At 37.0% G+C, this 19739-nt stretch carries 15 protein-coding genes and 3 pseudogenes; 11 read left to right on the forward strand and 7 right to left on the reverse strand.

Annotation, left to right across the window (positions count from 1 at the left end):
* Positions 1-79 precede the first annotated feature (79 nt).
* Entirely contained in the window at positions 80-1525 is a 1446-nt protein-coding gene (locus tag ACIQZA_RS19060) for a GMC oxidoreductase (RefSeq protein ID WP_400935834.1), read from the forward strand.
* 33 nt (positions 1526-1558) lie between these two features.
* Positions 1559-1687, forward strand: a pseudogene (locus ACIQZA_RS19065) (glucose-1-dehydrogenase); the annotation flags it as partial.
* Between the two features lie 102 nt (positions 1688-1789).
* On the opposite strand, the gene ACIQZA_RS19070 reads toward ACIQZA_RS19065, so the two are convergent.
* On the reverse strand, positions 1790-2125 hold the full coding sequence (locus tag ACIQZA_RS19070) for a 2Fe-2S iron-sulfur cluster-binding protein (RefSeq protein WP_400935832.1): 336 nt from the start codon (positions 2123-2125) through the stop codon (positions 1790-1792).
* Between the two features lie 674 nt (positions 2126-2799).
* On the opposite strand from ACIQZA_RS19070, the gene ACIQZA_RS19075 reads away from it, so the two are divergent.
* The gene (locus ACIQZA_RS19075; protein WP_142510824.1) at positions 2800-4221 is read left to right on the forward strand and encodes an anion permease; all 1422 of its coding nucleotides are present in this window, start codon (positions 2800-2802) and stop codon (positions 4219-4221) included.
* A 197-nt stretch (positions 4222-4418) separates the two neighbouring features.
* Here ACIQZA_RS19075 and ACIQZA_RS19080 read toward each other — a convergent pair.
* The 3 genes and pseudogenes from ACIQZA_RS19080 to ACIQZA_RS19090 all read right to left on the reverse strand — a co-directional run.
* A pseudogene (locus ACIQZA_RS19080) lies at positions 4419-4925 on the reverse strand (transposase); the annotation flags it as partial.
* A 105-nt stretch (positions 4926-5030) separates the two neighbouring features.
* Positions 5031-5591: a hypothetical protein gene (locus tag ACIQZA_RS19085; protein ID WP_402883445.1), complete on the reverse strand. Its 561-nt coding sequence runs from the start codon at positions 5589-5591 to the stop codon at positions 5031-5033.
* 14 nt (positions 5592-5605) lie between these two features.
* A complete protein-coding gene (locus ACIQZA_RS19090) occupies positions 5606-6145 on the reverse strand; it encodes a M57 family metalloprotease (protein ID WP_402883444.1) in 540 nt (179 codons plus the stop codon).
* A gap of 125 nt (positions 6146-6270) precedes the next feature.
* Here ACIQZA_RS19090 and ACIQZA_RS19095 point away from each other — a divergent pair, with 125 nt between their 5' ends.
* From ACIQZA_RS19095 to ACIQZA_RS19125, 7 genes and pseudogenes are all read left to right on the forward strand, one after another.
* Positions 6271-6597, forward strand: a complete 327-nt coding sequence (locus tag ACIQZA_RS19095) for a hypothetical protein (protein ID WP_402883442.1) — start codon at positions 6271-6273, stop codon at positions 6595-6597.
* 346 nt (positions 6598-6943) lie between these two features.
* Positions 6944-7066, forward strand: a complete 123-nt coding sequence (locus ACIQZA_RS19100; RefSeq protein WP_402883440.1) for a hypothetical protein — start codon at positions 6944-6946, stop codon at positions 7064-7066.
* Positions 7067-7337: 271 nt separating this feature from the next.
* A pseudogene (locus ACIQZA_RS19105) lies at positions 7338-7919 on the forward strand (transposase); the annotation flags it as partial.
* Positions 7920-8250: 331 nt separating this feature from the next.
* Positions 8251-10137, forward strand: a complete 1887-nt coding sequence (locus tag ACIQZA_RS19110; protein WP_400935829.1) for an ABC-F family ATP-binding cassette domain-containing protein — start codon at positions 8251-8253, stop codon at positions 10135-10137.
* Positions 10138-10149: 12 nt separating this feature from the next.
* Complete coding sequence (locus ACIQZA_RS19115) at positions 10150-11274, forward strand: conserved virulence factor C family protein (protein WP_402883439.1); 1125 nt, start codon at positions 10150-10152, stop codon at positions 11272-11274.
* A 511-nt stretch (positions 11275-11785) separates the two neighbouring features.
* The gene (locus ACIQZA_RS19120) at positions 11786-15466 is read left to right on the forward strand and encodes a S8 family serine peptidase (protein ID WP_402883437.1); all 3681 of its coding nucleotides are present in this window, start codon (positions 11786-11788) and stop codon (positions 15464-15466) included.
* A gap of 250 nt (positions 15467-15716) precedes the next feature.
* The gene (locus ACIQZA_RS19125; protein ID WP_400935823.1) at positions 15717-16094 is read left to right on the forward strand and encodes a periplasmic substrate-binding domain-containing protein; all 378 of its coding nucleotides are present in this window, start codon (positions 15717-15719) and stop codon (positions 16092-16094) included.
* A 325-nt stretch (positions 16095-16419) separates the two neighbouring features.
* On the opposite strand, the gene ACIQZA_RS19130 is transcribed toward ACIQZA_RS19125, so the two are convergent.
* A complete protein-coding gene (locus ACIQZA_RS19130; protein WP_142510828.1) occupies positions 16420-16872 on the reverse strand; it encodes a MarR family winged helix-turn-helix transcriptional regulator in 453 nt (150 codons plus the stop codon).
* Between the two features lie 321 nt (positions 16873-17193).
* On the opposite strand from ACIQZA_RS19130, the gene ACIQZA_RS19135 reads away from it, so the two are divergent.
* Complete coding sequence (locus tag ACIQZA_RS19135) at positions 17194-17625, forward strand: GNAT family N-acetyltransferase (protein WP_400935821.1); 432 nt, start codon at positions 17194-17196, stop codon at positions 17623-17625.
* Between the two features lie 67 nt (positions 17626-17692).
* On the opposite strand, the gene ACIQZA_RS19140 is transcribed toward ACIQZA_RS19135, so the two are convergent.
* Together ACIQZA_RS19140 and ACIQZA_RS19145 are read right to left on the reverse strand one after the other, a co-directional pair.
* Complete coding sequence (locus ACIQZA_RS19140) at positions 17693-18457, reverse strand: aminoglycoside 6-adenylyltransferase (RefSeq protein WP_400935819.1); 765 nt, start codon at positions 18455-18457, stop codon at positions 17693-17695.
* Positions 18458-18696: 239 nt separating this feature from the next.
* Complete coding sequence (locus ACIQZA_RS19145) at positions 18697-19671, reverse strand: carbohydrate kinase family protein (protein WP_402883435.1); 975 nt, start codon at positions 19669-19671, stop codon at positions 18697-18699.
* Positions 19672-19739: the final 68 nt, after the last annotated feature.

Below are 19739 nucleotides of genomic sequence, written 5' to 3' on the forward strand. Positions count from 1 at the left end.
TTCTTGAATGAATGGTGATATCAAATTAGCGAAAGTCATAAACTTAAATGTCAAAGACTAACACGAAAGGACGTGTATTATGTGGGTTTATCCAAATAATTGGATCCCGACTAAATCGCTGGAGGATATGGCCAATACGAACTATGATGTTCTAATCGTCGGAAGTGGTGCAGGTGGTGGGGCAACGCTTTACCGTTTATGCGAAATGTGGAAGCATCAAGGGGCTAAGCGAATCGGTATTTTAGAGAAAGGGACGAAACTATTTCATTCACATGCGCTGAATATTCCCACCATGAATGTCGATCGAATGCGCGATCAGCTATGGCCTGACAATTCTACTCCTGTAGGAGAAAGTTTACCAGAATTTTCAGGTGCAAGATTAACATTTGCACTGGGTGGCAGGACATTGTTTTGGAATGCTGCCTGTCCGAGACCTGCTCAGTTTCATCTTCAGAATTGGCCAGTTCATCCAGATGAATTAGATGTATATTTCAGAATGGCAGAGCGTGTCTTGAATTGTACAACATCCTATGCAGATGGTTCTTCAATGCAACGGATTCTTATGAATCGGCTTCACGCTGGTGGTATTCTAGAAGCCACGAATATGCCTCTTGCCATTGATATGAGAGGACCACGCATGGGGGAAATTTACTCTAACGCATGGTTTAGTTCAATCAAATTTCTTGCGTATGCCTTCAATGATAGACCATTTGATCTTGCGTTAAATGCTTATACGACGCGAGTATTGGTTCAAAACGGAAGAACTGTTGGGGTAAGTGTTGCATCAACACAAGACAAAAAAACTTACACTATTCGGGCCAAAAATGTGGTTGTTTCTGCAAGTACATTAGAGACACCTCGAATTTTGCTAAATTCCGGTATTGATGGTCCAGCTATAGGGCGTTATTTAACTAATCATTCATTTGTATTAGGTACGGGAAAAATAAGTCGCAAGCAGTTCTCAGAGAATATCGGTAATTTAGCAATTTTGAAACGTGAAACAAGGCAATTTCCTTATCAAATACAAATACTAGGTCCTAATCAATATTTTTCTTACCAACAGTTTGAAGATAAGGTACTTCCTGACCAAATTAGTGTTGTCTATGCAACTTTCGGTTTGGTAGAGCCTCGAAGAGAGAACAGGGTTTTCTTAGATCCTAACCAACGAGACGAATATGGTGTTCCACTAGGGCAAGTTAATTTTTCTTATAGTGAAAGGGATAAGGTTGTTATTAATCAAATGCGTGAGGGAATCATTCAATCTGCTACTGCGATGGGAGTTACATTAGATGGTGAGCCTACCTTAATGCCACCAGGAAGTGACGTTCATGAATCCTGTACATGTCGGATGGGTACCGACCCATCTACTTCGGCAACAAATTCCTATGGAGAAATTCATGGTGTTTCAGGTCTGTATGTAGCAGACAACAGTGTAATACCTTTTCTTGCTGCAGCAAACCCGACAAACTCAACGGTTGCGCTTGCGATACGAATGGCAGATAATATCATTCGAAGAAATCCATAACAGGGTAGCGATAACTGAAAAAAATGTAAATGGAAACCAGGGGAAATTGCAGCTGTAGCAACATGGCTTGCTTCATCCCAAGCTAGTTATGGAACAGGGATCATTCTATTTGTTCATGGTGGAATGACTTTAAACCTTTCTTTCCAAGCAGGTTGTGGATAAGTAACGGCGACGAAAATATTAGATAAATAAAAACAGGCATTGGAAGCTAACGGGCATCGCGACCACTTCCATGCCTTTTGAATTATATTAATCGATACTTGGTTAATCTGCTGGTCTTGGACCTCTATCGCCCTGTGTATTTTCCAGTGTTAAAATAGGCCGAACAGTAATGTCTCCTATTACACGAATTTGACAAGATAGCCTTAAACAGTCTTCATATAAATGCTCATCAATATTTTTTATAGCGAAGGCGTGTTTTTCTATTTTTGAAATGTCCTTATATTCACCAGCTAATACCTCCACTCTACAAGTTGTACATTTTGCTATTCCGCCACACTGATGCAAAATGTTTATATTATTATCTTCAAGAGCTAATACTAATTTTTTTCCTTCCTCTACTTCAAAGGTTTTCCCTCCAAATATGGTGACAAATGGCATCTATGAATACTCCTTTTATAATTTCCTGATTGATAAATATTATCAGTTTGTATTAATCCAGCAATTCTTATACTAAGAAATCAGCTTGAAAAATTTTACATAACGAGGACCTAAACGATGTTTAAACATTTGGGTTTCTTTGCCTAGCGATGGAAATACTCTTTCAAAGTACAGCACTTTTACTAAGCTTGCATATTTCTGGGAGAACCTCAAAATAATCTTTTGAGAAATAGTCATTCCTATCACCAAGAGCTTACGAGGGATAATTGTGCTTTGTAGAAGATTACATTGTATTCTAATGACAGGCCGTGAGATGAATTAACTTTTTTTACTGTATGAAATGAAAGAGGATTGATTCTCGACATATAAGTTGATATAAACACGGTGTGTATCTTTTTAATGGATTGTGCACATGCTAACTTTAATGAATTGATAAAAAAAGTAACTTTTTCCCAATAATATTAACGAAAAGGGAAATATTTCTGAAGCGAGATCATTTTTTTCTTAGTAATGAGTTAAAAATCTTTCCATTCATTACATAAAGCATATATAATTACTTATGTTTTTCGATAAAGGGGATCTTAAATTAGGTCTATTTTTCATTCAATTAGTAGATCGTGGGAGAAATCTCCTTTTAAATACATTGGGGTAACAGTCAAAGGAGTTTTAACATCATGAAAGAAGCAAAAAGCGCAGTCAAATGGATTCCTTTCTTCATATCCCTTGCTGTTGGTGTGGCTATCTGGTTTTGTCCAGTACCTTCAGGAGTAGATGAAAAAGCGTGGCACTTGTTCGCTATTTTTGTTGCGACCATTATAGGTTTTATAACGAAACCGTTGCCAATGGGAGCAATATCATTTATTGCTATGGCTATGATTGCCATAACAAATACATTAACAATTGAAGAGACATTAAGCGGTTTTGGTAATTCAACGATTTGGCTAATTGTTATTGCCTTCTTTATTTCTCGTGGATTTATAAAAACGGGACTAGGGGAACGAATTGCCTATGTATTTGTTCGTCTTTTTGGGAAAAAAACCTTGAGTCTGTCTTACTCTTTACTAGCGAGTGATCTAATATTGGCACCGGCTATTCCTAGTAATACAGCTCGTGCAGGTGGTGTTATATTCCCAATTATCCAGTCATTATCTCATACTTTCGGATCTAAACCAGAAGACGGGACAGAGCGTAAGATGGGGGCCTTTCTTTTAAAGGTAGGCTTTCAAGGGAATTTAATAACATCAGCTATGTTTATGACAGCCATGGCAGCGAATCCTTTAATTGTTAAGCTAGCAAGTGATTCAGCTGGAGTAACTATTACTTGGTTTGGTTGGGCAATGGCTATGATTGTCCCTGGATTGACGGCTTTAATCGTTGTCCCTTATGTTATTTATAAAATCTATCCACCTCAAATCAAAGAAACACCAGAGGCAGCAGCGATCGCTAAAAAGAAGCTGGATGAATTTGGACCACTGAAAAGTTCTGAAAAACGAATGATCGTTGTATTTGTTGCTGTGTTGTCGTTATGGATTGGTGGAGATTACTTAGGCATTAGTGCTACAACGGCAGCTCTTATAGGTCTTTCCTTGCTGTTATTGTTAGATGTATTAACATGGGCAGATATTAAAAAGGAAGAAGGAGCATGGGATACACTAATCTGGTTTGCAACGCTATTTATGATGGCATCTTTTATGAACAAACTAGGGCTGATTCCATGGTTTAGTAATGAAGTGGGTGGACTTGTATCTGGGTATAGTTGGATATGGGCTGTTGTCATATTAGCTTTAGTCTATTTCTATTCTCATTATTTCTTTGCGAGTTCCACTGCACATATTAGTGCGATGTATGCAGCATTTTTATCTGTTATGTTGCAAGCGGGAGCACCTGCTATGTTGGCAGCTATATTATTAGCGGCATTTAGTAATTTATTTGGCGCCACTACTCATTATGGTTCTGGTCCAGCACCGGTCTTCTTTGGTGCAGGTTATATTGACCAAAAGAAATGGTGGACAGTTGGATTTGTAGTTTCCTTAGTTACCATCCTGATTTTTGTTATAGTAGGAGGACTATGGTGGAAGCTTCTAGGTTATTGGTGAAATAATTAGCTTCTGTATCCGGATAGAAAATATTTCTATCCGGATATTTTTTTATATCTTTTGAAAACTTCTTGCTATCTGAGGGGGCCCGGAAAGCTTGAAGTAACCCCTAAAAGTATACACGGTTATTTCATTAGGCAGCGGGTTAGGCATGAGTCCGATATTGTATTGGACTCATGGTTTTTAATTTTACCTTAATACGTTGTTTTGTATTTATCTTCTTTGGTGACTTTTCCTTGCTTTGAACTAAGGCATTCAACTTTTTTAAATACTCATTTTCCATACGTAAACATTCGATTTCTGCTTTAAGTGCTTTGTAGAACCTTCTACGGGTGTTTGTTTATTTGATTCTATTTTCATGGATAGTCGCTCCTTTTTCTTTGATTGAAGGGCATCCATTCCTTGTGTTTCATATTGTTTTTTCCATGATCTTATCGAAGAAGGAGTAGTTATTTTAAAGATCGCTGCAGTTTAAGGACGTACCGTGTTCAATCATAAAATTTAGTACGTTTAGTTAAAACTGTTGTGTGCAATTTGTATATGGTTTCAAAAAAGCTTCTACGCCGTTATGTTCGTATTGTTTAACAATTAACGGTTGATTTATGATCTACACTGATTGATTTCCTGATTTCTCTATAACTTTCTTTGCCACTTAAATAGCGTAAAACAGCTTCTAATTTTTCCTCAGCAGTAAATTTACCCATAGGAAAACTGCACCTCCAATTGTTAGAGTGTGTCTAACAATCGGGGCGCAGTTCCTTTCTTCTAGCACTTTAACAACTAAATTTTTATAGGTAAGTCGGAAATATCTAATTGTTTATTTCTTCTAATTTCAGATCCTCTACTAATCTAATCTCTGATAACTCCCCATCATTATGTTCAGATGGGATAATAGAATTATCTTCATTCATTCTGAATTTTCCTTGATATACGCCTGAAACAACATACTTTTTCGTGTTTTCCAATATAGGACCTTCATATTCAGTTAAAAATAGAATAGCATCCTCATTTCTTTTCAATGTCTTATCTGTTTCAACAGTATATTCAACATTATCAATAACTCCACCAGTCTCCAAAAGATTAATACTATTCCCTTTTTCAATATCCCCTTTATAAACTTCATTTACCTTTAGTTCAGAAATAGTGAATGGTACATCTTTAAAAATAAACGATTCGTTCCCTTCGACAGTGGCATTAACTATAATTGAGGAATCATTCTCGATCTCACTAATTGTGTCATATTTATTTGTTATTGATACTCTCATAGTTTGCGAAAATAATGGATTGTTTATTGTCTTTATGATAAATGATAATAAAAGTAGACTAAATCCAATACTTAAAAACCAGATTCTTTTTTTCTTTTTATGCATGAAAAAATCCCCCCTTATTTATAAAGTGAATTAACTCCATTTATTTCATCCTGTGTAGGCTTATAAACTGTTCTACTGTCTTTGTCGTACATTAATTTATCACTTCCATTGACATGAGCCAAACCTAAAGCATGTCCTAATTCATGAGCCCATACACCCTTTACTGTACTAGCACCATAGTCGTCTAAGTAATATAAATTACCTTGAACAATAGAATCAACATAGTCTCCAGTAGTAACCCATTCACGATAATTTGTCGCACGTCCTGACCAACCAGTTTTTCCATAATCATCAGATTTGATTATAATCTGCGGTCTAGTTGTAGTTGAACCTGAATGAGCGCTAAATGTAATTTTCGTACTCGTTGCATTCCAATCTGCTATAGCATTACCTAATTGTTTTCCAACCTTTTCATAAGTTCCGTTAAAGTCCCTTGTTGTGTAAGTAATGTTGTTCGTTTTGTGTTTACCTCCTAATAAGGCATAAGCATAAGCATGTTGAGCAACTGCAAAAGTTAGAAACATACATAGTGTGAAAATAATTAATTTTTTCAAAAGATACCCTCCTTATTTTAGATTGTTATATAATTTCTCTGAAAAAATAAAAAAACCTCTTTTTTCTTAAAAACTACTCATTTCTTCTGGTAAAATGGTATTATTTCTAAAAAGGAGGTATGATTTTGAAATTTTCTTTTTACTTTTGTTGTTTTTTGTTAATTTTCTTGTTAATAGGATGTAATTCTTCATCTTCTTGGGCGTTTCAATTCGTAAAATATAATAATGCACATTACATTGTGACTGAAGAAGTTTTAGAGAATGATCAACTTGGTGAAAAGTTAGGGGAAGTAAAATACCGCCTCAACAATGAGCAAGATAGTAAAGAATTATCTTCAAATATTTATCCAGTTGGAACAAAAATTTATGCTATTAATAACATTGATATTTCAAAAGCGATTGCGGTAGTTAATGAAGAAGGAAAAATAATAAAACTTGTAGTTGAGGAATAAGTATTTAAACATTTTTTCATTTCAATCTTTGTTCCTTTTGGTTTTTAAAGCTACAATTGAATAATTCTAATACAATATGTTAAATATAGAAGCATATTTATTAAATCATTTTGAAAGAAACTAAACTTATTACTGGTTTAGGTTTCATGTTTTAATTGTATTTGTAGAGTTATCAATTGTAATCTTTACTATAAATTTTTTATATAACTTCGGTTCTAAGCGTATTTTACTATGTCTACATAGCTAAAATGCGCTTTTTTTGTACACCAAAATTTAAAAAACTTGAAAGGGAGATGCATTATGCAAGATCGAAAACGTTTTAGGAAAAGGAGTAGCAACACAAACTATGGGTGCTGGGTCTAAATTATTAGGTTATATAGTGTCCTATTCTGTTGGTAAGGCGTTATATCGTCGTAATGAAATGGAGAAGTCACTAAAAGATAGTGGACTTGATTTAAGTTACTCCTAACCCTATAGCTCCTAAAGATGCATTTGCAAGAGCTATTAGGGAATGTGAAATTAAATCATGGAAACCTACAGCAAAAAGTAAAGAATACAAAAACTTTACGGTTCGGGCCGTTGTACGTGCTGGACAAAAGCGTGTAAAGCATATTTTTGTTGAGACAGTAAATGCCGAACGTGAATGTCTAGATTTTCAGGTGCGAAACGTTTCTAAGTGAAAAGCTTAGACACTATGGAGTTGCTTAATAACCCTAGGAGGACTGATTTCATGATATGGTACACGTACATTAATCCCATTTTTAGATGAAATCGAACAACATTATTTTAAGCTACCAAAACACATCGTCGTCGCAGATGCTGGATATGGCAGTGAACAAAATTATGATGATATCCTTTCGAATCGTAAGCGAGAAGCCTTAATCACGTACAACATGTATGTAAAAGAACAGAAGAAAAAGTATAAGCAAAACGAATTCAATATAGCGAACTGGGATTATGATGAAGAAAATGATCGATACACATGCCCAAACCAACAACATCTTGTATTTAAATATCGTACCACGAAAACGGATAAGTATGTTTTCGCGCGTGAGTTTAAGGTATATGAATGTGAAGACTGTTCCGGATGCCCCCTCCGTTCATTATGTACAAAAGCAAAAGAAGGAAATAATCGTAAGTTAATGGTGAATGAGAAGTGGGAACAACAAAAAGAATATGAGAGAGCAAAGCTTTCAGAAGAAAAAACGAGTACCCTTTATCGTCAACGCAAAATTGACGTGGAACCAGTTTTTGGATTCTTGAAGGCTAATTTGCGTTTCACTCGATTTTCTGTACGAGGAAAATCGAAGGTGGAAAACTAGATGGGCCTCGCATTAATGGCCGTGAATTTAAGAAAATTTACAGCCATTAGCTAAAAGCTATCTGGAAACAACATAAAAGATAGAGAAATCCGACTTTGAATGAATTCAAAGTCGGATTTCTCACTAATTGAAGCTAGTTATGTCTCAGCCTCTTCTAATTTTGGGGTTGTTAACGCTTCTTCATTTGTCAGTAAATGGGGAGGCATTTAGTTTGTTGTCCTTTGTTTACCTGTCATTTGGTGTTATGATAAAAATGGATATCAATAATAAACTACATATAAAAGTAGTATGGACACTAAACAACACCTAATGAAAGAGATGGACAAGTGTAATGAGTCATTTAATAGTACAAAATTTAACGAAAACAGTGGGCGATAAAACGCTCTTTCAAAATATTGAATTTACGATTTATGAAGGGGAGCGAGCTGGGCTAATTGGTATTAATGGTACTGGTAAATCCACTTTGCTTTCTATGTTAGCTGGTGAAATCGAAGCGGATTCAATGGAAGTTGACCGCCCAAATAAATATCGTGTTGCCCATTTACCACAGGAGCCTACTTTTCAAAGTGGAGAAACTGTGTTACAAGCAGTGTTTGCAGGGGATTCACCTATTTTAAAACTGAATCGTGAATATGAGGAAACCGTTGCTGCACTTGCATTAAATCCGACTTCAGAAAGTTTACAAAAAACGCTATTTAGCTTGCAGCATCGTATGGATGAGGAGCAGGCCTGGGATGTCAATGCACTTGCTAAGACGGCGCTTACGAAGCTTGGCATTGAACTGTTTGATAAAGAGGTTTTAACACTGTCAGGCGGTCAGCAAAAGCGTGTTGCTTTAGCTAAAGTATTAATTGAGCCGGCAGATTTATATTTATTGGACGAGCCTACCAACCATTTAGATGTGCAGTCTACAGAGTGGCTGCAGGAAATGGTGTTACGATTAAAGGGAGCAGTTATATTTATTACCCATGATCGTTACTTCTTAGATGAGCTGTCTACTCATATTTACGAGCTAGCTGATCAAACATTATACCGACATACTGGGAATTATGGGGATTATCTAGAAGCACGTGCTATTCGTGAGGAAATGAAAGCAGCCTCCGCACAAAAAGACCGCAACCGCTATCGCTCAGAATTAAAATGGATTCGTCGTGGAGCGAAAGCGCGTTCTACGAAGCAAAAGGCACGTATCCAGCGCTTCGAGCAGTTAGAGGATAACTTAGAGCGTAAATCGGAGGATATTTCTCTTGACATGGGCCTAGCAACAACTCGTCTTGGCCGGAAAGTTTTAGAGGCTGAAAATATTTCAAAGGCTTTTGGCCATCAAAAAATTCTCGAAAACTTTTCATTTTTACTGCAACAGGGCGATCGTATTGGCATTATCGGAGCAAATGGTGTAGGAAAATCAACATTAATGAACATGTTATCAGGAGAGCTTACACCTGATGTTGGTGAAATTCTAGTTGGTTCGACAGTGAAGTTAGCGCATTTCAAACAAACTTTACCAAAAATGAATGAAAATGAACGCATGATTGAATATATCCGCGAAGCTTCCAATGATATCACAGATGCGGAGGGTGTACGTTATTCGGCTGCACAAATGCTGGAACGTTTCTTATTCCCACTTCATGCACACGGTACACCTATCGGTAAACTATCGGGTGGTGAGCGTAAACGTCTGCATTTATTACGATTATTAATGGAGCAACCAAACGTACTGTTACTGGATGAGCCTACAAATGATTTGGATATTGAAACATTAGGTGTACTCGAGGATTTCATTGAGCATTTCCCTGGAGTAGTTATTACCATATCCCACGATCGCTTTTTCTTAGACCGAATTGCAAAAAAGCTATGGATTTTAGATGGTCTTGGGCATGTTAATGAGAAGCTTGATATTTACAGTGAATATTTACAAAAGCGTGAACAGGAAGCCGCTGTAAAGGTAGAGTCGCCAAAAGTCGAAAAAACTAAGACCGAAAAGCCTAAATCGGACAAGAAAAAGTTATCCTTTAAAGAGCAGAAAGAATGGGAAACAATTGCTGATGAAATAGAAAAGACAGAGACAGCGATTATGAAGACAGAAGAAGGTATCGCCAACGCTGGTGCTGATTTTACAAAGCTACAGGAATTAACGGCGAAGCTAGATGAGCTAAATGCACAATATGAACACCTTATTGAAAGATGGTCATATTTAGATGAAATCGTAAATGGATAAGGAGCGATAGACATGAAGATTATGACAATTGAACCGACACCAAGCCCTAATTCTATGAAGATTGTCGTTGATACAGAGTTACCTTTTGGCAAAAGCTATAATTTTACAAAAGATAATAAAGATGAAGCAACTGGTGAAGTAGCAGCGATTTTAGCAATCGAAGGTGTTAAAGGTGTTTATCATGTAGCAGATTTCTTCGCTGTTGAGCGTAACGCAAAGTATGCATGGGAAGGTATTTTAGCAAGCATTCGCCAAGCGTTAGGTGAAGACGTACAGGAAGAAAACAAAGAACAAGTAGCCAATGAATTTTATGGTGAAGTGTACGTTCATGTGCAATTTTATAAGCAAGTACCACTGCAAGTAAAGGTATTTGATAATCAACGTGAGTACCGTGTAAGCTGTGGTGAGCGCTTTGTGGAAGCTTTCAATAAAATTCTTGAGACAGCAGTTGATGAAAATTATATTTTCCAACGTAAATGGATCGACTATGGCGTACGTTATGGAGAGCTTGAGGAAATTGCGGAAGCAGTAAAACAAGAAATCGATGTGACATATTCTGAGGAACGTTTAGCGGAGATTGTTGCAACGATTAATGATTCAGAGAAAACTATTAAGAAGCCAGCTAAACTAAAAATTACAATTGAACAGTTTAAGCAACCAGAATGGGAAAAACGTTTCCAATTGCTTGACCAAATGGCAGATCCAGAGCTAGATGATTTACCGCTTTTAGATTTGGCGTTACAAGATGAGCAAATGTCTATCCGTCGACTGGCAACCGTTTATTTAGGAATGATTGAAGATGTGGTAGTCGTGCCATATTTGGAAAAGGCATTACAGGACAAAAGTGCAGCGGTCCGTCGAACTGCAGGAGATTGTATGAGTGACCTCGGCTTTGTGGAATTTGAAGACGTGATGCAACAAGCATTACAGGATAAAAATAAACTTGTTCGTTGGCGTGCAGCTATGTACTTATATGAGGTCGGCACTGATAATTCATTAGCAGCATTAAAGGCTGCTGCAGAAGATAAAGAGTTTGAAGTGAAGCTACAAGTAAAAATGGCGATTGCCCGCATCGAACAGGGTGAGGAAGCAAAAGGTTCTGTTTGGAAGCAAATGACAGAGTCTCGCCAGCAATAAAGAGAAATTTTAATAGTGACCCGATAATGTGGATAAAAGAAATAAACCAGCTCTCTGTTATGAATGCAGTTCAACAGAGACGCTGGTTTTTTTATTACCCTAAATTTCACTTTTCCAGCTGGCAAAATGACGAAAAGGAAGTCGCTTGCATGACTACATTTCTTTAGTAAGTTCCAATTTGTCTTAAATCTTCAAATGTCGTAGCACAATGTTTTTAAAACTAGGTTGTTTTCTCAAAGTTGGTTACTTCTGGTTTGGCTATCTTCTTCTTCTTCGACTAAAGTAAAAAATTAATAAATTACGGTAAGTCGTTTTTTCGTTTGAAAGTTCTACTTTTTTATTAAATTACTAGGAAGATAGATTTAATCTATATTTGATAAACTAATACTAATTATCAATATTTCTGAATATTCAAATATCGATATATTCGGATTAGTTCTCTTGTGATAAATTGGAAATATCACACTAAACTGAAAAGTGTGACAATTAAAGGAAGAGGAGGAAATGAGATTTGAAAAAGTTTAAGTTTACGAAGTTCTTAAGTAGTATTCTAGCTTTCTTTATGGTGCTTTCTCTATTGGTTCCATTGTCGAGTGCTAGTGCTGAAGAATCGAAACTATTCAAGCAGGATAGTCAAAGTGAAAGTATCATTCAACTAAAGGCGGCTATCGCTGAACAGCTAAGCTTGTCTAAAGATGGACCAACTCTTCACGAAAGCTTACAAAATGTATCAGGCAATCAAGATGTTGCAGTCATCGTTCATTTATCTGAAAAGCCTGTGGCACTAGAGCAAGGAATGAGCCAAGTCAAAGGCCAAAAATTCTCTAATGCCCGAGAAAATGAAGTTCGTTCAAATGTAAAAGCACAACAAGCAGAAGTTAAAAAAGAGTTAGCTACTAAAAAAGTACAGATGACTCAAGGATACACATTTGATACTGTCTTAAACGGTTTTGCGGCAACTGTGAAAGCAAATGATCTCCCGAAATTGCTTACAGTAGAAGGAATTACATTAATCGAACCTGATGCAATTGTTTACGCATCAGAAGATAAGTCGATGAAATCATCGGAACTTAATAAGGAAGATCAATTAGAAGCTCGAATGAATACAAGTAATTCTTTCCTTGGCATCGAACAGCTTTGGAAGGAAGGAATTGAAGGACAAGGAATAAAAGTAGCAGTATTAGATACTGGTATTGATGCAGAGCACCCCGAGTTTGTTGGAGTTTACAAAGGTGGAAAAAACTTCATTCCGAACTCAGCAACTTACACGAAGCCTCGGGCAGATGACGATGCGTCGGAAACATTGCCTTCGGAGCGTCCAGTCGGAACACCTGAATTTAATGAAAAAGGAAGCTCGTTCTATACTTCTCACGGTACACATGTTGCTGGAACAATTGCAGCAATCGGAGCTAACGAATTCGATATTAAAGGAATTGCTCCAAAAGTAGACCTTTATGCTTACCGTGTTCTTGGGGCATACGGAAGTGGAGCTACATCTGGTATTGTAAAAGCAATTGAAACTGCTGTAAAAGAAAAAATGGACGTTATCAACCTTTCACTTGGCGGGGGAGCTAACTCTGAAACGGATGCAGGCTCATTTGCTATTAATAATGCAATGATGGCTGGAACAATCGGAGTAATTGCAACAGGGAACGAAGGTCCAAATCGCGGAACAATGGGCACGCCTGCAACAGCACGTTTAGGAATTGCTGTTGGTAACACAACAAATCCTGAAACAATGTATAACGGGGAAGTAAATGTTACAGTTGGCAACTACAATTTAACAAAACAGCTTCCGTTAATGGGAACGACTTTTGGGAAAAATTTAGCAACACAGCTTCAAGGAGAATTTGACCTAGTTGCTGTTCCTGGAAACGGGGAAGTAAAAGACTTCGAAGGAATTAATGTAAAAGGTAAAGTGGCATTGATTTCCCGTGGCAGTATCGCATTCGTTGATAAAATTGCGAATGCAAAGGCCAATGGAGCAGTCGCAACAATTATTCATAACGTTGCTGGTGGAACGAATGCACCGAACATTTCAGGCACATTCCTTGGTGATGCATTTGATTTTCTGCCAACATTTGATATGTCACAAACGGATGGCGCTGCAATTCGCGCTGCATTAGCAGGCAGAACTGGAAAAGTAAGCTTTAGTAAATTTGCTTCCACAAAGACACTGGGAGATGATGTAAACTCTTCAAGTTCACGTGGACCATCTACACCAAATTTTGATATTAAACCAGATGTAAGTGCACCTGGAACAAACATTATGTCAACGATTCCGATGTATAAAAAAGATTTCCCTGCTGCAGATTATAGGGAAGCATATACTCGTAAAACAGGAACCTCTATGGCAACACCGCATATTACAGGTATTGTTGCATTAGTTAAACAAGCAAATCCTGATTGGAACGCGTTCGATGTAAAAGTGGCGCTTTCTAATACAGCAAAGGTTATAGATAAAACAAAATACGATGTGTTTTCTCAAGGTGCAGGACGTGTAGATGCTTATGCAGCAGCTCATCCGGAAATTCTTGCCTATGCACTTGATAGCGCAATTTTAGATGGAACTGGTGCAGTTTCAGAAAACTTGAAAGGTACAGTTACTTTCGGTCCCCAATCCCTTAAAGACCGGGATATTTCTGTAACGAAACAAGTTTTAGTAAAAGATATTAAAGGGAACGGCGGCAATTATAATGTATCAATTGATGTGACAAAAACATTTGGTGATGCAACTGTTACAGTCGATCAGCCAACATTTAATCTAGTTGGTGAGCAAGTATTAAATATTACATTAACTGCTTCACAAGCTACGGCACCAAAAGGCTCTGAAATACTAGGGTATATTTACATCAGCAGTGGAGCTACAGAAATTTCATTGCCATTCGCAGCTGACTTTGGCGGCGCGGCAGTAACTGAACTTAAAGATTTTAAAATTACAGAAACAGATCTATCCTTTAACGGAGATGGAGTGAAAGACTCAGCTGTACTGTCATTCACATTAACTGGAGATGTAACAACTAACTATATTGAGCTTTGGGATATTATGAATCCGGAAGGTGGAGAATACGGAGACGGCTACATTGGTTATCTACATGCTGGTACTGCGCTAGGAAAAGGCTCTTATACGCTGAATATTGGTGGGCAATATAAACCATGGGGAACAGCACCTGCCACAACGATTCCAGATGGTCTGTATACAATTGACTTCACCGGTCTTGCAGCATCAGGAGTAGTTTCCGATTATGTTGGACCAATTATCGTGAAAACGACTAAACCAGAAATTACTGGTTCAGTTGCTGAAGGTGTCGCTACAGGACAGATAAAAGATAAGTACATCGACTACAATGAAGAGCTATATTTATACGGTTTAAATTACAATTTAAATGATAAATTAAAAGCTTCCTATATTTCGACGGTAAAAGGCGAAGTACAAGCGCCAGTTGCTTTTGAATTAAATCAAGACGGTAGCTTCACATTCCCGGTAACAGCAGAAACAAATGCTGTATCAGTAATCATTAAAGACGCTGCCGGGAATGTTGGTGAAGCGAAGATATATGAAAATGAAGTAGTAGAACCAGTAATAGCACTTTCTGTAAATCCAACTAAGCTAGACTTAACAGCTGGAGAAACTGCTCAACTTACGGTAACAGAAACGTCAACGCCTGCAAAAGGTGATACAACAGAGGAAGACGTAACTTCAAAAGCTACTTATGTTGTTGGAAATGAAAATGTAGCAACAATAGTAAATGGATTAGTAACTGCAGTAGGTGAAGGCACGACTACAATTACTGTTTCATACGGTGATAATGAAGTACCTATAAATGTTACAGTTAAAGCATCTGTTGTAAAAGAGCCAATAGTAACACTAGAAATTGACCAAGTTCAGGTTGAAACTAGAATAGGTAAAGAAGTTCCAGTTAAGATTACTGAAGTAACTACTTTTGATGGTAAAACAACAGAAAAAGATGTTACAAAGCTTGCAACCTATGAAGTAGAGAATGATAAAATAGCTACTGTGAAAGCAGGGGCTGTAAAAGGAAAAGGTCAAGGTAATACGACGATTAGGGTAAAGTATGGTGAGCACACACTAACATTTGATGTGTTGGTTGTAAAGCCAGGGAATGGTAACGGCAACGGTAAAGGCAATGGTAATAAAAATAATAATGAGGTTACCGAGGATGAGTTATAATTAATTTCAGTTCAAGCAACAAGAGAAATTGCACAGCGCAATTTCTCTTGGTATTTATTATAAAGAAATAACTGTGACATATTCTTTCTGATTTTCTTGCCATTAATCAGTTCACAGCGATGGGGGACTATCAAAAGAAAGGCTTGGAAAATAAGTATAAGCGAGATGTGGAAAAAGCAAAAGCGTTAATAGCAGAAGCAGGCTATCCTAATGGCTTTAAAACAAAAATTACCTGTCTTCACATAATGATATGTATTCAAATATCGCGCAAATCGTAGCGGCTAATTTAAAGGAAATCGGTATTGATGTGGAAATTGAAGTAGTAGAGTGGGGCATTTGGCTAGACCGAGTTTACTTTGGTCGCGACTATCAAATGACAACAATCGATTTAACAGGCCGTGCCTCTGCCTATGATATTTTAAATGATTACATTTCAACAAATGAAAGTGAAAACTTCTTCAAATTTAAAAATGCTGAATACGACAAAATTGTGGAAAATGTTTTAAAGGAAAGAGATCAGGCAACACAAATTGACTATTATCATCGTGCACAGGAAATTTTAGCTGAGCAGGCAGCAGCGGTTTACATCGCAGATTACCAGGTGGAGCCATTACAATACTTGTATTAGGTTTGTATATGCTTAGTAATGCGTTACGCGATTTTATGGATCCACGTTCAAAAGCGTAAAATATCAGGTGCTGTTTTTTTTCAATAAATCGTAAGCCTATTGAGACGATGTGGGGCCTGCAAAAAATCAGCACCTAAAATATTTTCTAGTCGTTCAATTCGTTCTAAATAAACACCAGAGCATAAAGGTCGTTACCATTCTTTTGATCAATCAACAGTATATTGGTGAAAAGATGGGAGCACAATTTGACATTTATGGATTGCTAAAAAGGTATTCTTCGCAAAGGAAGGCGATCCCAAATGCTCAGAAGCGCATGGAATCGCCTTTAATAATTTCGTGTATGACCTTTCTTTACATATTCCCAATCGGTTTCAATATTTTGACGAATACGTATTAATAAGTCATGAATACTGTCAATTTCTTTAGGAGAAAAACCATTTAATGCTCTAGCATTCGAGTAGTCTTCTTCTCGCTTTAACAATGAATAAATCTTGAGACTTTTCTCTGTCGGGAAAAGCTGTTTGTTTTTCTTATTGCCCATTTCATTACGCTTTTCTATAAAACCTTTTGTCTCCAACTTTTGAATTGCTCGGGAGGCTGTTGTGCGATCTACCTTCAATAGTTCAGCTACCTTTTCCTGAATAATACCAGGGTTTTCGCAGATGCGAGTGACATACAAATATTGTCCCTTTGTTAAATCAAGTTCTTTAAACTCTATATTACTGATGGAATCAAGTGCCCGCGCAATCGCACCGATATCTCGCAAAATTTCCTTCATTTATTGCCTCCGAAAAAATTTATTGTATTTGCAATAAAAAATGCTCTATACTATATATTATCATCCATGCAAGGAAATTTCACTTCATATCTACAGGTGAAGGTTCTGCAAAGCGTCTTTAGCGGCGGAAGAAAAAGTTTAAGCGGCGCAATAGCCGGATTTAGCGGCGGAAGAAGAAGTATAGCGGCGCAATAGCCAAATTTAGCGGCGGAAAAAGCAGTTTTAGCGGCGAAGTAGACGGCTTAACTGGCGGAGGAAAACAAAGTTCTACCAACGGAGAGTACGTCCCTAACAGCAAAAAAAACGGGGAGGAATATAAAGATGAACACGAAAAAAATTACAGATGAACAAGATTTACAAACAGCATTTGCCATTCGTCAAAAAATTTTTATAGAGGAGCAACAGGTGCCTGAGGAAGAAGAATTTGATGAATTCGACACACTAGATGCAGCATGTGATCATATTCTTGTGTACTATAACGAACAACCTGTTGGCACTGGCAGACTTCGAGTTGTAGATGGCTATGGCAAACTAGAGCGTATATGTATATTAATAGAATTCCGCAAATTCGGTTTAGGAAAAGTGATTATCCAAAGTTTAGAGGAAATAGCACTTGAAAAAGGTTTAACAAAATATAAATTAAACGCACAATCTTATGCAAAGGGCTTTTATGAAAAATTAGGCTATAAGCGTGAAGGTGAAGAATTTATGGATTGTGGCATCCCACATATTTTAATGAAAAAAACAATTTAATAGGGTGTAGTGGTATTTATTTTTCATTTTAAAAAATAGCAAACCAATGTTAGTTTGCTATTTTGTTTTAGTGTAATAGCGCTTTTATTTTTTTCCATAATGGCTTAATTTTTTCTTTATTCGGCACATTTTCAAAAATCCAATCTGATTCATTGCTGAAGGCGTTCACTAATTTCTTTACTGCCACCTCATGAGTTACAAGGCTCAAACAATTCATGATATCAACTATTTCATGTAATGGGTCAGTGGGTAATGAATTAGGTAACGTTTTAAGTCCAAGTAAAGCTCGCTCAGGACAATATTTATGCAGTAGTACTTTGGCGAAGTGTTCTAAACTATTCCGCAGTAAATGAACACTCCAAATCTCATTTCCACGTTGGGCACTCCAATAATATTGATACAAATACCAGACAGTATCATCTACAGCATCTTGAAATTCGAGTGGAGTTAATGACAAAGTAGTATTCTTTTGTTTAGCTGTAAGGATTCCATTTGGATCAAATAATATTTTAATGGCATCTTTTTCACTTATTTCTGAGAGCGTTACTGTAAATAAATCGATATGAATCATATCTTCATATACGACTAATAGCTGAGGGGCAATAATATAGATATCATCAACGAAACATGTTTTCTTATAAGCTTCAATATGTTGGACGCGATTGGGCAAAAAAGCTTCGACATTTTCTTCATTCACAACGCAATAAATATCGATATCTGAAAATTCATCATGCTCCTCTCTAGCCATCGATCCTCTTAAAAATACAGCTTCAATATATTGATCATTCTTTAGACTTTCAAGTAAAACTTCAACAACATGATCTAATTTCAAGTGTATCCTCTCCTTCAAATAAAACAGGCTACCCAAGTTATTTTTTTGAGTAGCCTGTTTTTTGCTAGATTTCCTTAACAACAGTGCCTGAGAAGCTATCGTGGGGAAGAAGATGTCCATTATGTTATTCGATTTCTTTTGGACTTTTCAAGTAATCTAATATGCTAATTGAGTCGGTTAGTCATTTATTTTCATAATTTAAGAGGAAGTCTGCCTAGTCCCATTTTCATCCCAAATGTTCAAAATAGCATATTGTCTTTAAATAGTATTTCACGCTTAGTAAGGTAAGATGCAATGGCACCATGTTTTTCGGTCGAAGCTCCTGCATATCGATTTGCAAAAGTAAGAAGGTGAATAGCCTGCTCTTTACAAAATTCGACTAGATTGATCGCTGTAATCTGCTTGCTAAGAAAAATAGCTAACAATGCTCCTATAAAGGCATCGCCTGCTCCAGTAGTATCAATCGCATGAATGTTGTCAGTTGGCACCTTTACATGAAGCTTTTTAGTATAAAGACTTGCACCTTCTGCGCCACGAGTAATTATGAGTACTTGTACTTTCCCTTGAAATAATGAATGGACTGCTGTTTCTTCATCCTCAATCGCTGTTAAAAATACAAGTTCCTCCTCGGACAATTTAACGATATGGGCCATTGGTAAAAATTCCAAAATGGTTTGACGACATGCCTTCTCATCATTCCATAGTGGCAAACGAACATTGGGATCAAATGAAACAAGACTACCTACCTGATGGGCCTGTTCAATCAATGCCATATGTGCTTGTTTCATAGGGCTTTCCACTAAATTAACTGAACAAAAATGAACAATATCATGATCTGTTAATAAATTAGGTGGGAGTTGTTCTTTGTTGTAAAGTAAGTCTGCTGCGTGGCGACGATAAAATAAGAAATCACGACCTCCATCACTTGTCAGGGAAACAAAGGCTAGACTTGTTTCACCCTTAACTGTTTGAACAATATAGTTCGTATCGACATCGGCTTTTTTTAACGTTTCTACGAGAAAATCTCCGAAAGCATCCTGACCTACCTGTGTAATGAGGGCAGCTTGTTGCTCGAGTTTTGCACAAACAGCGGCAACATTGGCAGGAGCCCCACCAGCATTTTTAGTAAATTGCTCAACTGTAGCAAGGGAAGCATTTTGTTCAGTAGGTGTAAAATCAATTAATAATTCACCAATTGCATAAAGTTTACTCACGGGGAAAACTCCTTTAAAATAAAATGTTGCTGTCGCTTCGCTTTCGCACAGAAAAATTGCTACAGGAC

The sequence above is a fragment of the Lysinibacillus sp. NPDC096382 genome, assembly GCF_044762845.1.
In the GTDB taxonomy this organism is placed as follows: Bacteria; Bacillota; Bacilli; order Bacillales_A; family Planococcaceae; genus Lysinibacillus.